Here is an 18,312-nt window from a genome sequence, read left to right on the forward strand (position 1 = left end):
TCCGCCGTCTTTTTCGCCGCTCAGGCGGTGCAGGTGGCCTGGTCGGCCTTCGAGCCGTTGACGTTCCCCGGCAGCGCGACCGACTCGTCGGACGGTGCAGAGGTCGCCGCATCTGTCGGCTCGGGCGCGTCGGACGGGGGTGTCGTCTCGGTCGCGTCGGACGGGGGTGTCGTCTCGGTCGGGGCTGCCTCGACGACGCCCCCGTTCGCGCCGAGCTGCCCGGTGAGCTCGAGCGGCCTGTTCTGCGCGAGGGCATCCCAGAGCTCGGCGGCCGCCTGCTGATCGGGGATCACGTGGTTGGTGTTGCTGGGGTCGTCGAACACCGGGAACTGCACGAAGGTGATGTCGGAGGTCGGAACGTCCTTCGCCGCGAGCGCGAGCTGCATGATGCGGATCGGGTTGGCCAGGCTCGAACTGGGCGTGATGTTCTCGGATGCGGCGGTCGCCAAGCGCAGCACCGCCGCGGGATCGGAGAGTACGCCGCCCGTGAGCTTGCGGGAAAGGCTCGACAGGTACTGCTGCTGGTTGCCGATACGGGCGAGGTCGCTGCCGTCGCCGACGCCGGAGCGCACGCGCAGGAACTGCAGCGCCTCCGCGCCCTGAACGGTGCGGGGGCCGGCCGGCCAATCGATCCCCGTGTTCTTCGGGTCGCGCAGTCCGCCCTCACCGATGCAGACCTCGACCCCGCCGATGGCGTCGGTGATGGCGATGACGTTGCCGAAACTGGCCTTCGCGGCGAACGGGATGCTGAGCCCGCTCAGTGCCGACACCGTGTTGACGACGCAGTTCAGACCGCCCTTTCCGTAGGCGGCGTTGAGTGACTCCTTGCTCACCGCGGCATGCACGACTCCGTCGTCGTCGGTGCATTCGGGGATCGCGAGCTGCAGATCGCGGGGGAACGACACGACGGTCACGCGGCGGGGGGCGTCTGACACGTGCACGAGCATGTTCACGTCGTTCAGGCGACCGTCTGCGTCGGGTCCTGTGCACCGACCCGGGAACAGGTCGATCAGAGCGGGCTCGCACTCGTCGGTGCCGACGATGAGCACGTCGAACGGTCCCTCGTACGCCCCGACGCTGGGAGGCTGAGCCACCTCGGTGTCGAGGTCGACGGAGTTCTCCTCGATGGAGGCCGCCAGGCTGTACGCGGTGTAACCGATCGTGCCCGCGCCGGCGACCAGCACCACCGCGACGATCACGCCGACCAGCGTGAGCAGCTGGGCCGCCAGGCTCGGCGATCCGAGGCGCGCGTGCTGCGCCACGGTCTTGCGTCGTCGAGCCATGGTTCCCCTCGTCGGTCTCGAACGAGTCTATGCAGAGGTCATGGCGGCGTCCCCGCTCAGCCGACGAGGGGCGTCGCGCCCGCCCACACGAACAGGGCGGCGGATGCTGCCCAGAACGCGACGACGAACACCACGTCTCGCGCGCGGAACGGCACGAGATGGCGCTCGGTGCGCGTCGAGTGGGCGCCGAAGGCCCTCGCGTCCATGGCGAGCGCGACCCGCTCGGCATGCCGGATCGCTCCGGCCAGGAGCGGCACGACGTAACCTCCCCAGCGCGCGGCGGCGGCGAAGGGCCCTCGGCCACCGTGTGCTCCGCGCACCCGATGCGCCTGGCGGATGATCTCCAGCTCGTGCCCGAACCTCGGCACGAAGCGGAACGCGGCCAGCGCCGTATATCCGATCCGGTAGGGCACGCGCAGCTGCTGCACGAGCGAGCGCACCAGGTCGGGGCCGGTCGTGGTGAGCCCGCCGACGAGCGCGAGCGCGACGATCGCGCCGAGGCGCAGCGCCGTCGAGAAGCCGGTCACGAGAGCGCCGCCGTACAACGTCCAGCCGCCGAGCTGCAGCACGGTCACCGACTGGTCGATGCGCGCGGCGTCGGCCCAGACCGAGAATCCGAGGCCGATCACGAGCACCGAGGCGGGGATGGCCAGGGCGAGCAGCCCCAGCATCCGACCGCTCAGCCGGGCGCCCACCAGCAGTACGGCGTACGCGAACACGAGGAACGCCAGCGGCGTGGCGAGATCTCGCGCGAACACCAGCGCGATCATCGCGGGCAGGGGCGCGGCGATCTTCGCGAGCGGGTTCAGCGCGGGGAGGAAGCGCAGCCCGCGTGAGGGAGCGGCCTCGGCGTACGGATCGATGACGGCGGTCATCCTCGCGCCCCGGGGAGATCGGCGATGCGCGCCACGGACGACAGCGACGGATGCTGCGTCAGCCCCCGCAGCGCCCGCCGCAGCGGAGGCGGGCGCAGGCCCGCCCGTTCGATGAGCGCGTCGTCGGCGAAGATCGCGGCGGTGGGACCTGCGGCCGCGATGCGCCCGTCGGAGAGCACCACCGTGCGGTCGGCGTAGTCGGTCACGAGCTGCATGTCGTGCGTCACCACGACCACGGTGGTGCCCTCCGAGTGCAGCCCCTTCACCAGCGACAACAGCTCGTCGGCGCGGGCGCGGTCCTGCCCGAACGTCGGCTCGTCGAGCACCAGCAGGCGTGCGCCGCCGATCAGCGCCGTACCGACCGACAGTCGCCGTTTCTGTCCTCCCGACAGCAGGAACGGATGCGCCTGCGCGCGGTGCTCGAGCCCGAACCGCGCGAGCATGTCGTCGACGCGGCGGTGCACCTCGCCGTCTGGCAGGCGCTGCATCCGGAGTCCGTGGGCGAGCTCGTCGAACACCGAGTTCGCCACGAACTGGTGCTCGGGGTTCTGGAAGACGAATCCGACCGAGGCGGCGAGGGTGCGCGCGTCGGTGCGGTGCACGTCGCGCCCGGCGAGCTCGACCGTGCCGCGGGGTGGTCGCACGACACCCGCGAGCGCTTGCACGAGGCTCGTCTTGCCGGCGCCGTTCGCGCCGACGATCGCGACGAACTCGCCCGCGGCGATGTCGAGGTCGACGTCGTGCAGCACGGGGGTGCGCCCGCGTGTCAGGGTGAGCCCGCGCACCCGCACGAGGGGGGCGGATGCGGCGGTCGACGCAGCCTCTCCGGCTCCACCCGGATCGGCCGCCATCGGGGCGCGTGTGGCCGCGGGCGGCGTGTTCCCGCCGATCGCACCGATCTCGCCGGGCGCCTCGATGGCCGGTTCGACCTCGAGCGCGGCGTGCAGCTCGGCGGGGGTGAGGGGAAGCGGATCGAGCGACATCCCGGCGCGGCGTAGGCGCATCGCGGCCAGCGTGGAGGTCGGCAGCCACACCCCGAGGGAGAGCAGCTCGTCGGCGCGCCCGCGCATCACGGCGTCGACGGTGCCGTCCATGACGAGGCGGCCGAGGGCGTCGATCACGACGACGCGGTCGACGAGCCCGACGGCGGCGTCGAGGTTGTGCTCGACGAGCACGATCGCGCGGTCGCCCTCGGCGACGAGCTCCGCGAGCGCCGCGTAGACCTCTTCGATGCCACCGGGGTCGAGGTTCGCCGTGGGCTCGTCGAGCACGAGCAGGGGCGACCCCATCGCCAGCGCGCAGGCGATCGCGAGACGCTGACGGCCGCCGCCCGACAGCAGATCGGGGTTGTCGGTGCGGCGGTGCCAGAGTCCGACGCGCCGGAGTGCCGTCTCGGCGCGCGCGAGCACGTCGTCGGCCGGCAGCCGCAGGTTCTCGGGTCCGAACGCCACCTCGTCGAGCACGGTGCCCGTGACGAGCTGCGCGTCGGGGTCTTGGAACACCATGGCCACCCGCGTGCTGAGCTCCGCCACCGGGGTGGTCGCCGCATCCGCGTCTTGGACCCGCACCGTGCCGACGACGGTGGCGGGAACGGCGTGGGGGATCAGTCCGTTCAGGGCGAGGGTGAGGGTGGATTTGCCCGAGCCGCTCGGTCCGAGCAACAGCACGACCTCGCCCGGTGAGACGTCGAAGGTGACGTCGGCGGGGGTCGCCGTCGACGCCTCGTCGTGGGTGATGCCCACCCCGCGCACGCGAAGGAGCGGAACGGACGTCATTCGTCCAACTTAGCCCACCCTAAGTTCGCGGGTCGGGGCTCAACGATGGCCGGGGACCCGGCCGACTCCGGTGCGGCGGAGGGCGGCGCCGACGGCGAGAGCGACGGCCGTCCACGCCACCGGTCCGAGCACGGCCAGCACGAGGTAGGACACGCTCGCCCAGGGCGCCATCGTCGACAGGTGCGCGATGAATCCGACGGCGACGGCGATGACGGCGCCGATGATGATCGCCGAGATGAAGAACCGCCACGACCGCCAGACGCGGTAGCGGGTGAGCGCTGCGACGCCCTCTTGGATGCCGCCGAACAGCAGCGCCGTGCCGAGGAACGACAGCGCGAACTGCGGGGCGACGGCGCTGGAGACGAGAGCGGCCAGCACGTGCGTGATGAGGGCGACGAGAGGAAGGCGCAGCACCTCCTGCGAGATGATCCCGGGGATCACGTGCACGCCGAGCACGAAGCCGTAGATCACCGGAATGCCGGCGATCACCGCCGGGGTGACCCAGCCGGCGACCGCACCCAACAGACCCGTGGCGACGCCGATGGCCGCGCACACCAGCAGGACGCGCGTGGAGAGTCGGGATGCTGCCACCACGGCTCCAGCGTATCGCCCGCGGTCTGGCCGCGGGCCGGGCGGCCGGGTCGCTCGAGAGTGCCCGAATCGGCCGGTGGTGCCCGAAGTTTCGCGCACGATCGGCAGAATCGGGCACCCTCGGTGCGGATCGAAGAGACGGATGCGGCGTGGTCAGCCGCGGGGCCGGTCAGGGCGACGGCGCGGGGTGAGGCGCACGCCGGGGAGGGGCGGGGCGGGGATGCGCTCGTCGGCGTGGTCGACGACGTGGCCGAACCGGGCGGCGGCCGCCTCCCAGTCGTCGCGGGCGTCGACGATCTCGTCGTGGGTGCGCCCGACGAAGTTCCACCACATGACGATGTCGGCCTCGAACGGCTCGCCCCCCAGGAGGAACACCGTCGCGTCGGTGTCGCTCGAGACGTCGACCCCGTCGCGCGACGTGCCGAGGTAGAGCAGGTGCGTGCTGTCGAGCACCACGGATCCGGTCGGCTCTGACGCGACGCGCGCCTCTCCGAAGCATCCGACCACCGCGTGCTCCCAGTCGGGGCGCAGCGGGATGCGCACCGTGGATCCGGCCGGAATGCGCACCTCGGCTCCGACGATCGGGGTGTGAACGGTGGCGGGCGACGAGACGCCGGCGAGCTCGCCCATCACGACGGTGGCCTCGCCGCCGGCGCCGGCGCCGAGGGCCTCGAGCGCGACGATCGGCAACTCCGCGTGCTGCTCGAACGCGGGCGCACCGTGTCGGCGCGATTCGGGGAGCGCGACCCACAGCTGGAGGGCGTCGAGGGGCACGGGGTCGTCACCGACCGAGTATTCGGAGTGCGAGATGCCCGCGCCGCTCGTCATGAGGTTCAGCGCGCCGCGTCGGACGACCACGTCGCTACCCACCGCGTCGCGATGCCGCACGTCTCCGACGAACGGCCAGGTGACCGTTTGAAGCCCGATGTGGGGGTGCGGCTCGACGCGCATCTTCGTCTCCTGCGGACCGAATCGGTCGAGGAAGCACCACGCCCCCACCATCGGCAGCGCGCGCTGCGGCAGGCTGCGATGAACCGACATCGCCCGCACCCCGCCCAGCGGCACTTCCCGTGCCTCGAGCAGCAGGCTGCGGGGTCCGTCGCAGGCGACGGGGCCCTCGGTCTCGGGCGACCGGCCGGCGGCGCCGTCGGTGTCGAGCCGGGTCATGACGACTGTTCGCCCGGGGTCGCCGACTGCGCGGCGTCGGCGTCTTCGGGCCAGTCGACGACGAGGCCGGCGACCTCGTTGCCCGTGAGGTAGTGCGCGATGAACGGGCATCGCGGAACCACGACATCGCCGCGACGGGCGAGGTCGGCGAGCGCCTCGCCGGCGAGGATCGACCCGAGCCCCTGGCCCTTGAACTGCGGGTCGAGCTCGGTGTGGGTGATGATGACGCGGCCGCTGCGCGAGGTCAGGAACTCGGCGAAACCGCCGACGGCGTCTCCGACGTGGATCTCGTACCGCGACGTCTCGTCGTTGCGGGTGACGCGGGTCTCGAGGGTCATGCGGATTCCTTCCTCAGGCGGTGGTTCCACCGTAGGCGCGTGGTCCGACATCGCGCCAGAGCCGCGCGCCCTCGGGCGACTCGTCACGGCGGGAGGGGATGTCACGGCGGGAGGACCCGTTCGCACCGAGCGGTCCTCCCGCGGTGAGATCTCCTCCGCTCGTGACCGCGCGCAGGTCGGTGTCGGGGCGCGGGTTATCGTGGGCGGGTGACTCCCGGACCCGATCGCGACCCCCAGGCGGGCGTGGCGATCGACCCGTACGACGGCTACGAGTGGAATCCCGACGAGCTCGCGCCACCCGACGACTTCGACGCGCCGCCCCCGCCCGAGCCCGAGGGCTTCGGCGGTGCTCCCGCCCGGAAGACCGGGCCGGGCGATGCCGGCCGCCGCGCGTCGAACGCGCCCGAGTCCGCGGCATCCGTCGCCCGACGGGCCACCGCCCGCCGCGACTTCACGGGGCGCGACCCGCGCGAGGTGCTGCACGAGGTCTACGGCTACGACCTGTTCCGCGCCGACCAGGCCGACATCGTCGCCCAGGTCATCGGCGGAGGCGACGCCGTCGTGCTCATGCCCACCGGCGGAGGAAAGAGCGTCACGTACCAGGTGCCGGCACTCGTGCGCCCGGGCACGGGGCTCGTGGTGAGCCCTCTCATCGCGCTCATGCACGACCAGGTCGAGGCCCTCATCGCCAACGGCGTGCGTGCCGCCTTCCTCAACTCCACCCAGGGCGCCGACGAGCGCCGCGCGACCGAGCAGGCCTACCTCGCCGGCGAGCTCGACCTGCTCTACGTCGCACCCGAGCGGTTGAACACCGCGTCGGCGCTCTCGCTGCTGCAGCGCGGAAAGCTCAGCGTCATCGCGATCGACGAGGCGCACTGCGTGTCGCAGTGGGGCCACGACTTCCGACCCGACTACCTCGCTCTCGGCGACCTCGCCGAGCGGTTCCCCGGCGTTCCGCGCATGGCGCTCACCGCCACGGCGACTCCCGCCACGGCGCGAGAGATCGTCGAGCGACTGCAGCTGCCGAACGCCCGTCGCTTCGTGGCGAGCTTCGATCGGCCGAACATCCAGTACCGCATCGAGCCGAAGGTCGACCAGCGCCGGCAGCTCGTCTCGTTCATCCGCTCGGTGCAGCAGACCGAGGGGGCGGATGCCGCGTCGGCGCCGGCGGGCATCGTCTATGCCCTCAGCCGCAAGAGCGTCGAGCAGACCGCCGAGTACCTCCGCGGCCAGGGCATCGATGCGCTGCCGTACCACGCGGGGCTTCCGACCGAGGTGCGTGCGGCGAACCAGTCGCGGTTCCTCCGTGACGACGGGGTCGTCATGGTCGCCACGATCGCGTTCGGGATGGGCATCGACAAGCCCGACGTGCGTTTCGTCGCCCACATCGACCTGCCGAAATCGGTCGAGGGCTATTACCAGGAGACGGGCCGAGCAGGTCGAGACGGCGAGCCGTCGGTCGTGTGGATGGCGTACGGCCTCGGCGACGTCGTGCAGCAGCGGCGCATGATCGACCAGTCGCCGGGCGACCGCACCTACAAGATGCGCCTCGGCCAGCATCTCGACGCGATGCTGGCGCTGTGCGAGACGGTGGCCTGCCGGCGTCAGAACCTGCTCGACTACTTCGGCGAAGCATCCGAACCCTGCGGCAACTGCGACACCTGCCTGCAACCCCCCGAGACGTGGGACGGCCTGGTCGCGGCGCAGAAGCTGCTCTCCACGATCGTGCGCCTGCAGCGCGAGCGGGGGCAGGCGTTCGGTGCGGGCCATCTCATCGACATCCTGCGCGGCGCGAAGACCGAGCGCATCACGCAGCAGGGGCACGACAAGCTCGCGACCTACGGCATCGGCGCCGACCTGTCCGACCAGGACTGGCGCAGCGTCGTGCGGCAGCTGCTCGCGAGACAGATCCTCGTCGCCCAGGGCGACTACGGCACGCTCGCCCTGAGCGAGGCCAGCGGGGGAGTCCTGCGTGGCGAGGCGCCGGTGCCGCTGCGCCGAGATGTGCTCGGCCGCAGTGCCGCGGCGGGCGGTTCGCGGGTGCGCAAGTCGTCGTCGGCCGATGCCGTCGACGCGGGCGACCGCGACCTCTTCGAGGCGCTCCGGGCATGGCGCGCCGAACAGGCCCGCGAGCAGGGGGTCCCCGCCTATATCGTGTTCGGCGACGCCACGCTGCGCGCGCTGGCGGCGGCGCGCCCGGCGTCGCTCGCCGATCTCGACGGGGTCACCGGCATCGGCGCGAAGAAGCGCGAAGCCTACGGCGAGGGCGTGCTCGCCGTCGTCGCCGCGCACGGAGCGACACCCCGGTGATCGCTCCGCGCGCTCGCTAGACTCGGGCTCGAGCCACCCGACCGACGAACCGCTGAGGGGGACCGGTGAGCGACCTCGAGCTGGACCTCACGGAGCTGCGTGCGGCCAAGAGCCGGGTCGTCGGTGCGCTGGCGACGTTCCAGAGTGCCGATCGGGTGGGTGATGACCTCGGGGCCCTCACCGGCGAGTATCGCCTGGAGCGCACCGTGCGCGACTTCGCCGGCAACTGGGACTACAACCGCGGCAAGCTCGAGGAACAGCTCACGACCGTCCGTGACTGGCTGCAGGCCATCGACGAGACGATGACCGAGCTCGACCAGAGCATGGCCGAGGCAAGCGATACGGACGGCGCCCCGTGAGCTCGGGACTCGCCGTCGACTACGAAGACGTCTTCGCCGGGCGTCCCGCCGAGCTCGAGACGCGCGCCCGAAACCTCCAGCTCACCGCCGAGGCCATCTCGCGCGCCGCCGAAGCTCTGCTCGACCTGGTCGACGGGCAGACCGCCCAGTCGATCGATGCCGTCCGAGGCTCGGCGGACGACGCATCGGCCGGGCTCCGGCGCGCACACGGTCGTTACGACGGAACGGCGACGGCGCTGACCACGTTCGCCGTCGAACTCGAGACGATCCAGGCGACGGCACGCAGCGCGGTCAGCGATGCCGACGCCGAGACCGACCGCTCGTACCGGCTCGAATCCGAGATCGGCGACCTCCGCAACGAGCTCGTCCAGGCCGAGGCGGCGGGCGAGTCCACGACCGCGCTCGACGAACGGATGCTGTCGGCGGCGGGTGATCTCGCCGATGCCCGCGGTGCGGTCGACGCTGCGCGACGGGTGCTCAACGATGCGCGTCAGCAGATCTACGACGCGGCCGACCGGGCGATCGGCGCGATCGAGACGGCGATCGAGGACGGCGCCGACTCGTTCGGAGACAACTGGGACCAGTTCTGGTCGCCGGTCGGGGATTTCTTCGAGATGGTCGGCGAGTGGGCGTCGCAGGTGCTGTCGGTCGTCGTCGACGCGCTCATGGAGGCACTCAGCGCGCTCGTCTCGGCGCTCGTGGTGATCGCTCTGCTGCTGGTCGCCGCGCTCGTGGTCGGGCTCGTCGTCGCCTCGTTCGGTCTGGTCGGTCTCCTGCTCCTCGGAGGTCTGCTGGCTGCAGCGCTCCTGCTCGCGGTGCTCTCCGAGACGGTGGGGCGGCCCCAGCAGACCTCCGGCGGATGGACCAGCGGGGCGCCGACGGACGATGCCGATGCCGACGCCGACAACGATCGGCTCGAAGCACGCGACTACCAGGGCGTCATGGCGCAGCTCGCCGAGCAGGATTCCGCGAGCGCCGACGGCACCAGCACCGAGATCCGCGTCGTCGCCGTCCGCAACGCCGCGGGGGAGATCGTCTCGTGGCGGGTGCAGCTGCCGAGCACGCAGAACTGGAACCCGCTCAACAGCGGCGGCTCACTCAACGATCTGCGCGCCGACGTCATGCTCTCGATGTTCCCGGGCGTTCCGACCCAGTACGAGCACGCGGTATGGGATGCGATGACCGAGGCGGGCGTCTTCGAGAGCGACGCGCCCATCATGTTCACGGGGTGGTCGCTGGGCGGCATGATGGCGGGCGACCTCGCCACCGACCCCCGCGTCGTCGATCGGGTCGACTCGGTGTTCGCCGCGGGCTCGGCGATCGACAAGCACTACTCGGCGATGCCGCCCGACGTGCGCGTCACGCAGATCAACAACGGCATCGACCCCGTGCACACGCTCGAGTTCCTCGGCCTCGAGCCCGTCGACTACGTGCGCCTCGACAACGACTGGCAGACCTACCGCCCGCTCGTGTGGCCGATCCACGACTCGACGATGTACGGCGCCGAGGCGGAGCGGTATCTTCCCGAGCCTCGTCAGGGCGACGAGATCTTCTTCGCCGACCCCGACGAGGGAAGCTATGAGGACGTCTATTCGGCGTCCTACACGAGAGGTTCCTAGACGCATGAGATCCATCCGAGTCGTCCTGGGCGTTGCACTGACGCTGGGTGCCCTGTCGCTGGCGGGATGCGCGGCATCGCCGGACATGGGCGATCTCGCGGCCCACCTCGAGGAGGTCGACGGCGTGAATGCGGTCTCGGCCGACGTGGGGCATCCGGGGGCACCGTGGAACACCGAGGTCGTCGTGCGGCTGTTCGTCGACGACCCGAGCGACGCCGAATTCACCTCGGTCATCCGAGGAGCGATCCCCGCCCTGGCCGATGACCCCACGACGGCCCGTCACGGGGCGACGGTGATGTTCATCGACGGTGTCCCGGGCGACTACGACAACAGCGGCCAGGAGCTTCGCGGCAAAGTGAGGCCCAGTTCGAAGGTCTACGACGAGCTGGGGCTCGAATTCGGCGAGTCGATGCGCCTGTCACCCGAAGACATCGCCCGTCTGGCCGAGGGCTCATGAGGTCGATCCGCGCGCTGATCGGCGTCGTGACCGTCGCCGGGATGCTGGCGCTGTCGGCCTGTGCGGCCGCCGATGTCGAACTCGGAGACCTCGAGGCCGAGCTCGCGGGTATCGGCAACGTCAACGACGCGACCGCGACACTCAGCCACCCCGGCGCGGGGCGCACGGAGGTGGCCGTCGCCCTCTACCTCGACGACGTGACCGATGCCGCCGTGGTCGGTGTGGTGCGCGCGGCGGCGTCGGTGCTGGCCGCCGACCCCGAGGTCTCACGCCACCGCGTCTCCATCGGTCTGCTCCAGGGTGCTCCGTCCGATTTCACGAGCGATCAGCAGAGGTCGCACGCCCGGATCCGTCTCGACGACACGACCGCCGCAGAGCTCGGCCTGCGGTCGGGCCACGAGCTCATCGTGCTCTCGCCCGACCGGCTCTCCCGGCTGGCGGGAGAGGGATGAGCGGTGCGACCCCGACGCGTCGGCCGCCTGCGCTGACCTTCCAGCTACCCGGGCGCTGGCTGGCGCTCGACCCGCGCGACGGCGCGTCGGCCGCGGTCGAGGTCGATGCGGTGACCCGCGAGGTGGTCGGGGTCGCCGACGACGCCGTCCTCGCCCGTCGACGCATCCGCGACGCGCTCGAGCGGGCAGTGGATGCGGCGAGGGATGCTGAGGCGCACGCTCTGTTCCTGTGCCTCGAGATCGTTCCCGACCTGGCCACCCCGGCTGCGCTCACGGTGCACGCTCCGTCGGGCATGCGGATGAGTCCCGCCGTCGGTACCTCGCCCGACGCCGTACTGGGTGCGCTGCTGCGCAGCTTCGAGACGCTCGAGGTCGACGGCGTCGAGACAGCCGCGAGGCTCGACGGCCCGCGCGCGAGCATGCTGCGTCTGGAGCGGACCTACGACGAGACCGTCGTCGACGCAGACGTCACGGCGACGGCGACCCGGTTCGAGGCGGACTACTGGTTCGCGGTACCCGGTTCGAAGCAGGTCGTGCTCGCGAGCTTCACCACACCACTCGGCGAGATCCGTCACGCGATGCGCAACCTCTTCGATTCGGTGGCGCTCGCCGCCTCGTTCGCGAACGCGCAGTAAGCGGCGCGCATCTGTCGGGACCGCACAACCGGTCCGTTCGCACGGGTCCGAGGGCGTTGTAGGGGGTAGCCAAGGGTGTTGATGGAGCGTTGTGGGAGTCCTACCGTTGGACCATCCCGTTTCGCCGAAGAAGGTGCTGTATATGACCGACGCCGCAGTCCGTCCTGAAACTCCGTCCACCGCGAGGCGCACCCCGGCCGGAGGCGCGCCGACCGCCGCGCACACCGCGGCCGAAGCATCCGAGCCGCGCATCGACACCGAGCGCGTGACCGATCTGCTGCTCGGCACCTGGGGGCACGTCCGCCGCCAGGCGCGCGAGATGATCAAGGACCCCGCCTTCTGGCGGATCGACGGACAGACCGTGGCCGAGCACCGCGAGCGCGTGCTCGGACAGTTGCACCTCCTCGTCGAGAACAAGGCCGTGCACCGCGCCTTCCCGACGCGATTCGGCGGTGACGACGACCAGGGCGGCAACATCGCCGGCTTCGAAGAGCTCGTCGCCGCCGACCCGAGCCTGCAGATCAAGTCGGGCGTGCAGTGGGGACTGTTCGGCGCGGCGATCTACCAGCTGGGCACCGAGGAGCACCACGAGAAGTGGCTGCCGGGTGCGATGAACCTCGAGATCCCGGGCGCGTTCGCGATGACCGAGACCGGCCACGGCTCCGACGTCGCCGCCATCGGCACCACCGCGACCTACGACCCCGAGACCGAGGAGTTCGTCATCCACACCCCGTTCCGCGGGGCGTGGAAGGACTACCTCGGAAACGCCGCCCTCCACGGCATCGCAGCGACCGTGTTCGCGCAGCTGATCACCAACGGCGTCAACCACGGCGTGCACTGCTTCTACGTGCCCATCCGCGACGAGAACGGGCAGTTCCTGCCGGGCGTCGGCGGCGAGGACGACGGTGTGAAGGGCGGCCTCAACGGCATCGACAACGGCCGGCTGCACTTCGACCAGGTGCGCGTCCCCCGCACGAACCTGCTCAACCGCTACGGCGACGTGGCCGCCGACGGCACGTACTCGAGCGCGATCTCGAGCCCGGGGCGTCGTTTCTTCACGATGCTCGGCACGCTCGTTCAGGGCCGCATCTCGCTCGACGGCTCCGCCGCCTGGGCGTCGGCGCTCGGTCTGAACATCGCCGTGACCTACGGCAACCAGCGGCGCCAGTTCGACTCCGGCCTCGGAACGCCCGAGGTCGTGCTGCTGGACTACGGCAAGCACCAGCGCCGGTTGCTGCCGCGCCTGGCCACCACCTACGCCGAGATCTTCGCGCACGACGAGTTCCTGAAGAAGTTCGACGGGGTCTTCAGCGGTCGCACCGACAGCGACGCCGACCGCGAAGACCTCGAGACCCTCGCCGCGGTGCTCAAGCCCCTCTCGACGTGGCACGCGCTCGACACCCTGCAGGAGGCGCGCGAGGCGTGCGGCGGATCGGGCTTCCTCGCCGAGAACCGCCTCACGGGCCTGCGGAGCGACCTCGACATCTACGTCACGTTCGAGGGCGACAACAACGTTCTGCTGCAGCTGGTCGGAAAGCGTCTGCTCGCCGATTACGGCCGGCAGTTCAAGGGCAAGGATGCACGCGCACTCGCCGCGTACGCCGTGGGGCAGACCGCGGGCAAGCTCTTCCACGGAGCCGGGCTCCGCCAGCTCGGACAGGCCGTCACCGACTTCGGTTCCACCGCCCGCGCGGTCGAGCGGGGTCTTCGCGGCGACCAGCAGCACGAGCTGCTCACCGACCGGGTGCAGCAGATGGTCTCCGACGTCGCCGGACGACTGCGCGCAGCATCCAAGCTCCCCCGCGATGAGGCAGCGGCCCTGTTCAACCAGAACCAGGCCGAGCTCATCGAGGCGGCACGCGCGCACGGCGAGCTGCTGCAGTGGGAGGCCTTCACCGACGCGATCGAGAGCATCGACGACGCGGGGACGAAGAAGGTGCTCACCTGGGTGCGCGACCTCTTCGGGCTCAGCCTCGTCGAGAAGCACCTCGCGTGGTACCTCATCAACGGGCGCCTGTCGACGCAGCGGGCGGGGGCCGTGTCGAGCTACATCGACCGGCTGTGCACGCGTCTGCGCCCCCACGCGCAGGACCTCGTCGACGCCTTCGGATACGAGCCCGAGCACGTGCGGGCACCGATCGCCTCGGGCGCCGAGGGCGAGCGTCAGCGCGAGGCGGAGCGGTACTACGCCGACCTCGAGGCGTCGGGCCGGGCGCCGATCCCCGAGAAGAAGGCCACGGCGAAGTAGGCACGAAGACGGCGGATGCTGCGAGCAGGGGAGGGCTCGCAGCATCCGTCATTCGTCGATGAGCCTCCAGGAGCGCACGAACTCCTCCACCGTCATCGTGGCGAGGTCGCGCCAGGTGTGCTCGAGCAGGTGGCCGGCCTCCTCGAACTGACCCGCCCTGACCCGCAGCACCTCAGCGCCGGTATCGCGCCTGCTCACCACGAGTTCGAGGCCCGGCAGCAGGTCGTCTCCCGCCCCACCGCTGACCGTCGACACGGCGAAGGCGAGGGCGTTGCGCCCCCACCGCAGGGCGGTCGGCATCTTCGCGCGATCGAGGCGCGCCTCGAGGACGTCTTCGGCGCGGGTGCCGGGTGCGTCGTTCATCGCTCTACTGTGCCCGATTCCGGCTCGGTGCTCGCCGAGAGTGCCCGAACGGGCCGAAGGTGCCCGACTATGCGGGCACTCTCGGCGCGAACGGGCACCTTCGGCGGTGGCCGGTGGCCGGTGGGCGTCGGGGAAAGGGCGGCGGACGGGTGGGTGAACAGGTGGTGCCGAACGGACAGCCCACGGCGCTCCGTTCATAGGTTGGGAGGGTCGCTATGTCCGCGGCGCCCCCTGTCGACCGAATCACAGGAGTCACTGGTGCGAAACGCACGAATCACCGGATGGGGCGCAGCGGCGATCGCCGCGGTCCTCGTCGCCACCGCAGCAAGCCCCGCCGGCGCTTCCGTTCTCGAGGATGCCGCGACCGAGACGCCCGCTCCGATCGAGACCGCGGCTCCCGAGGCGTCGGAGTCTCCCGAGCCCGCCCCCTCTGCCGAGCCCGTCCCCTCTGCCGAACCGATCGAGGTCGCGGTCGAGGACGTCCCCGCCGCTCCCGCATCGCTCGCCGAGGCCGCGGAGCGCACCGTCAACGCCGCGATCGCCGCCGCCGCGGTCGGAGACCTCACCGTGACGGTCTTCGAAGACCGCTACCAGGACGGCGTGTTCGACGCGTCGAAGGTCGGCCGGACCGGCCAGAGCGACGCCATCCGGCAGTACCTGGGTGCCCCCACGCTCATCGCGTCGGACGGTTCCACCTGGACCGCCACCCCGCTCGGCGACACGTGGTTCTTCGACGACGTGCCCGCCGGCGGCGCCCGGCTGCAGGTGCAGTACCCTACCGTCCCCGTCAACGCCATGCTGTTCGATGCGACCGACCCGGCGAACCTCCAGAAGCTGACCCAGGTGGGCAGCAGCTGGGACCCGAGGGCCGAAGCATCCGTCACCGTCGGCGACGGGACGAACACCGCGCGCACGATCGGCATCTCGGGCATGCGCGTCGTGGCCGATGTGAAGCTGCCCGACGGCAGCCCGGCGACGGGCGCGACGGTCGAGCTCGGCGCGAACGGGGAGTGGCTCCCGGCGACCGAGTACGACTTCCAGCCGGGCAGCTACGAGCACCTCGACGGCGGGTACGTCTACCTCCTTCCCGGCGAGTTCGGAGTACGCGTCACCGCACCGGCCGGTTACCGCGTCGGCGAGGTGACCGCCGTCTCCTCCGGCGGCAACATCGACCCCATCCCGGTCACGTCGAGGGACGGTGCGTACTGGCTGCAGACCACCGACGCCTCGACCTACACATCGAACCCCACCTTCACGGTCACGCTCGAGGAACTTCCGACCGCCGACCTCGTTGTCACCGAGTTCCACGACTACTACGCCGACGGCGTGTACGACCCCTCCAAGACCGGACGCGACGGACGTTCCGACGCGAAGCGCGACCTCGGCCCCCGCATCCGCCAGTCGGACGGCACCTGGCTCCAGGCCACCCGCAACGCAGACGGCGACTTCGTCTTCGCCGACCTGCCGATCGGTGAGAAGAAGGTGGAGTTCCTCGATCCGAACAGCTACGTCAGCGCCGCCTTCTTCGACGCGACCGACGCCGCCAGCGCCGATGACATCGAGCGACTCCCGCTCGGCGGCTCGACCGGCTCGCCGACGGGGGTGGCCACGGTCGATCTCGACGAGGACGGCGCGAAGCTCGTCGTCGGCATGACGGCACTGCGCGCGGTCGCCGCGGTCGAGTACGCCGACGGCTCGCCCGTGCGGGGGGCGACGGTCGAACTCGGCTCGGCGGGGGAATGGTTCCCCGCCACCGAGTACGACTTCGCGGGCGGCCAGGGCACCTACGAAGCCTTCGACAGCAACGGCTACGTGCGCCACCTGCCCGACGAGCTCGGCGTGCGCGTGACCGCGCCGGCCGGCTACCGGATCGGCGCGGTCACCGCGGCGGACGGCGGAGCGATCGACGTCGTTGAGCGCGGCGGTGCCTACTGGATCGACACCGTCGACGCGTCGTCGTACTTCTCGAACCCCACCTTCACGGTGACGCTCGTCGAGGTGCCGACCGCCGACGTGCGCATCACCTCGTTCGACGACCGCTACGCCGACGGCGTGTTCGACACCTCCAAGGTCGCGAAGGACGGCCGCTCCGACGAGACGAACGCGCGGATCTCGCGCCTGGTCACGGCACAGGGCGCGATCATCTCGCCGACGACCGAGGCGAACGGCGACCAGGTCTTCGAGGACGTACCCGTCGGTGAGGCGAAGGTGTACTTCGTCCACCCGAACTCTGCCTTCGACAGCATCTTCTTCGACGCGACGGACGCCGAGTCGGCCGACGACATCGAGCGCCTCCCGAACGAGAGCGGCTCGGCGTACGCGCAGGCCGTGGCGACCGTCACGGTCGACGAGCAGGGGGCGGCGCTCGAGGTGGGCTTCACCGCCCTGCGCGCAACCGCCGAGGTGGAGTACGCCGACGGCGCGCCGGCATCGGACGTCGAGGTCGAGCTCGGTTCGGACCGCCGGTGGTATCCGGCGACGGAATACGACTTCACCGGCGGCGAGGGCACCTACGAGGCGTTCGCCGATTCGTACTACGTGCGCCACCTGCCCGATGAGATCGGCGTCCGGGTCACGCCTCCGGCCGGGTACGCGGTCGCCGAGGTGACCGCTCGCGAGACCAACAGCGAGGGCGCCGGCGAGATCGACGTGCGCGACGAGGGCGGCACCGTCTTCTGGCTCGACACGGCCGACGCCGCGTCGTACTTCTCCGCTCCGACGTTCGTCGTCACGCTCGAGGAGATCCCCACGGCTTCGGTCGATGTGGCGTACTTCCTCGATGTGGCGCTCGACGGCGTCTACGAATCGGGCACCGACACCGCGGTGCCCGGCGCCGAGGTCTACCTGCAGGATGCTGCGGGCGACTGGTGGGCGACGACGTCGCTCGACGGCACCTACGCCTTCAGCGGCATCGCGCCGGGCGAGGCGACGGTCTACGTCGAGATCCCCGAGACCGTCGAAGCTCCGGAGGCCGCGGGGCTTCCCGGCCTCGAGCTTCCCGAGGCCGCTCTCGCGGTCTGGGACGCGACGGATCTCGCGTCGTACCGAGACGTGGTGGAGGCCGAGACGACCACCGTCTCGTTCGAAGGCTCGCTGATCGCCGCGGACGGCACGACGACTCCGATCGTCGTCGAGGATGCCGCGGTCGGCGCGATCCCGATCGAGGTGGCAGCCGACACCGAGGACTCCGACGTCACGCAGGTGTTCGTGGGCGCAGCCGCGGTGCTGCAGACCGCCGCGGTGGTCGATGCGACCTCGCTCGGCTCGGTGCCGGGCGCGCAGGTCGAGTTCCTCGCGAACGGCGCGACGGCCGCGGGGTCGGAGCTGGCACCGGGTTCGGGTGCGTTCATCGCCGCCGAGGACGACGGTGAGGTCGCCGTGTTCGGCGCTGCCGAGTACGGCATCCGTCCGACGGTTCCCGCCGGGTTCCGGGTGGTCGACGTCGCGGCGGTGAGCCTGACGGGCACCGTCCTCGAGGTCACCGAGCAGCAGGCGGCTCCCGCGACGGGCCGTGCGGCGCTGTTCGCCGCCGCCAGCGAGTACCGCGTGGCACCCGGGGAGGTCGGCGGCCCCGTCGGCGGCATCGTCTGGGCCGTCGCCGTCGCACCGATCACGGTCGCCCCGCCGGTGGTCCCCGGCGTCGACCTCCCGCCGACGGTCGGCCTGCCCGCGGGGTCGCCCGCGGTGCTGCCGGCCACGGGCTCGGACGTGAACCTCTGGGCGCTGGTGTTCGGCGCGAGCCTCCTGCTCGCCGCCGGCCTCGGCACGCGGATGGTCGCCCGACGCCGCGCGGCCTGACGCTGAATCACCGGCTTCGGGCTCGCCGAGAGTGCCCGTTCC

Annotated in this window: 15 protein-coding genes; 8 read left to right on the forward strand and 7 right to left on the reverse strand. The window is 71.3% G+C overall.

Annotated elements, in window-relative coordinates:
- Window positions 1-20: 20 nt before the first annotated feature.
- The 6 genes from DEA06_RS06500 to DEA06_RS06525 form a co-directional block, all read right to left on the reverse strand.
- The gene (locus DEA06_RS06500) at window positions 21-1,283 is read right to left on the reverse strand and encodes an LCP family protein (RefSeq protein WP_116647142.1); all 1,263 of its coding nucleotides are present in this window, start codon (window positions 1,281-1,283) and stop codon (window positions 21-23) included.
- A 56-nt stretch (window positions 1,284-1,339) separates the two neighbouring features.
- Complete coding sequence (locus tag DEA06_RS06505; RefSeq protein ID WP_116647143.1) at window positions 1,340-2,158, reverse strand: energy-coupling factor transporter transmembrane component T; 819 nt, start codon at window positions 2,156-2,158, stop codon at window positions 1,340-1,342.
- Window positions 2,155-3,933 (reverse strand): ABC transporter ATP-binding protein, encoded by a 1,779-nt coding sequence (locus tag DEA06_RS06510; protein ID WP_116647144.1) that lies wholly within the window; start codon window positions 3,931-3,933, stop codon window positions 2,155-2,157. The genes DEA06_RS06505 and DEA06_RS06510 overlap by 4 nt, the downstream gene beginning before the upstream one ends.
- Window positions 3,934-3,972: 39 nt before the next feature.
- Window positions 3,973-4,527, reverse strand: a complete 555-nt coding sequence (locus DEA06_RS06515) for an ECF transporter S component (RefSeq protein ID WP_116647145.1) — start codon at window positions 4,525-4,527, stop codon at window positions 3,973-3,975.
- 150 nt (window positions 4,528-4,677) lie between these two features.
- Window positions 4,678-5,691: a pirin family protein gene (locus DEA06_RS06520; RefSeq protein WP_116647146.1), complete on the reverse strand. Its 1,014-nt coding sequence runs from the start codon at window positions 5,689-5,691 to the stop codon at window positions 4,678-4,680.
- Complete coding sequence (locus DEA06_RS06525; protein ID WP_116647147.1) at window positions 5,688-6,029, reverse strand: GNAT family N-acetyltransferase; 342 nt, start codon at window positions 6,027-6,029, stop codon at window positions 5,688-5,690. The genes DEA06_RS06520 and DEA06_RS06525 overlap by 4 nt, the downstream gene beginning before the upstream one ends.
- A gap of 249 nt (window positions 6,030-6,278) precedes the next feature.
- Here DEA06_RS06525 and recQ point away from each other — a divergent pair, with 249 nt between their 5' ends.
- The 7 genes from recQ (at window position 6,279) to DEA06_RS06560 (ending at window position 14,109) form a co-directional block, all read left to right on the forward strand.
- Window positions 6,279-8,339, forward strand: coding sequence for a DNA helicase RecQ (gene recQ, locus DEA06_RS06530; protein ID WP_116647292.1), 2,061 nt, complete (start codon window positions 6,279-6,281; stop codon window positions 8,337-8,339).
- A 65-nt stretch (window positions 8,340-8,404) separates the two neighbouring features.
- Complete coding sequence (locus tag DEA06_RS06535; RefSeq protein WP_116647148.1) at window positions 8,405-8,698, forward strand: hypothetical protein; 294 nt, start codon at window positions 8,405-8,407, stop codon at window positions 8,696-8,698.
- Window positions 8,695-10,317 carry a hypothetical protein gene (locus tag DEA06_RS06540; RefSeq protein WP_116647149.1) on the forward strand — a complete coding sequence of 541 codons (1,623 nt, stop codon included), beginning with the start codon at window positions 8,695-8,697 and terminating at the stop codon, window positions 10,315-10,317. Before DEA06_RS06535 ends, DEA06_RS06540 begins: the two co-directional genes overlap by 4 nt.
- A gap of 4 nt (window positions 10,318-10,321) precedes the next feature.
- A complete protein-coding gene (locus DEA06_RS06545; RefSeq protein ID WP_116647150.1) occupies window positions 10,322-10,774 on the forward strand; it encodes a hypothetical protein in 453 nt (150 codons plus the stop codon).
- On the forward strand, window positions 10,771-11,226 hold the full coding sequence (locus DEA06_RS06550; protein WP_116647151.1) for a hypothetical protein: 456 nt from the start codon (window positions 10,771-10,773) through the stop codon (window positions 11,224-11,226). Before DEA06_RS06545 ends, DEA06_RS06550 begins: the two co-directional genes overlap by 4 nt.
- Entirely contained in the window at window positions 11,223-11,861 is a 639-nt protein-coding gene (locus DEA06_RS06555; RefSeq protein ID WP_116647152.1) for a hypothetical protein, read from the forward strand. The genes DEA06_RS06550 and DEA06_RS06555 overlap by 4 nt, the downstream gene beginning before the upstream one ends.
- 142 nt (window positions 11,862-12,003) lie before the next feature.
- Window positions 12,004-14,109 (forward strand): acyl-CoA dehydrogenase, encoded by a 2,106-nt coding sequence (locus DEA06_RS06560; protein ID WP_116647153.1) that lies wholly within the window; start codon window positions 12,004-12,006, stop codon window positions 14,107-14,109.
- Between the two features lie 48 nt (window positions 14,110-14,157).
- Here DEA06_RS06560 and DEA06_RS06565 read toward each other — a convergent pair whose 3' ends face one another.
- Window positions 14,158-14,472 (reverse strand): hypothetical protein, encoded by a 315-nt coding sequence (locus tag DEA06_RS06565; RefSeq protein ID WP_116647154.1) that lies wholly within the window; start codon window positions 14,470-14,472, stop codon window positions 14,158-14,160.
- Window positions 14,473-14,730: 258 nt separating this feature from the next.
- Between DEA06_RS06565 and DEA06_RS06570 the strand changes: the two genes are divergently transcribed.
- Window positions 14,731-18,270, forward strand: a complete 3,540-nt coding sequence (locus tag DEA06_RS06570; protein ID WP_116647155.1) for an LPXTG cell wall anchor domain-containing protein — start codon at window positions 14,731-14,733, stop codon at window positions 18,268-18,270.
- The last annotated feature ends 42 nt before the right edge of the window (window positions 18,271-18,312 follow it).

It is taken from the genome of Microbacterium sp. Gd 4-13 (genome assembly GCF_003095395.1).
GTDB lineage: Bacteria > Actinomycetota > Actinomycetes > Actinomycetales > Microbacteriaceae > Microbacterium.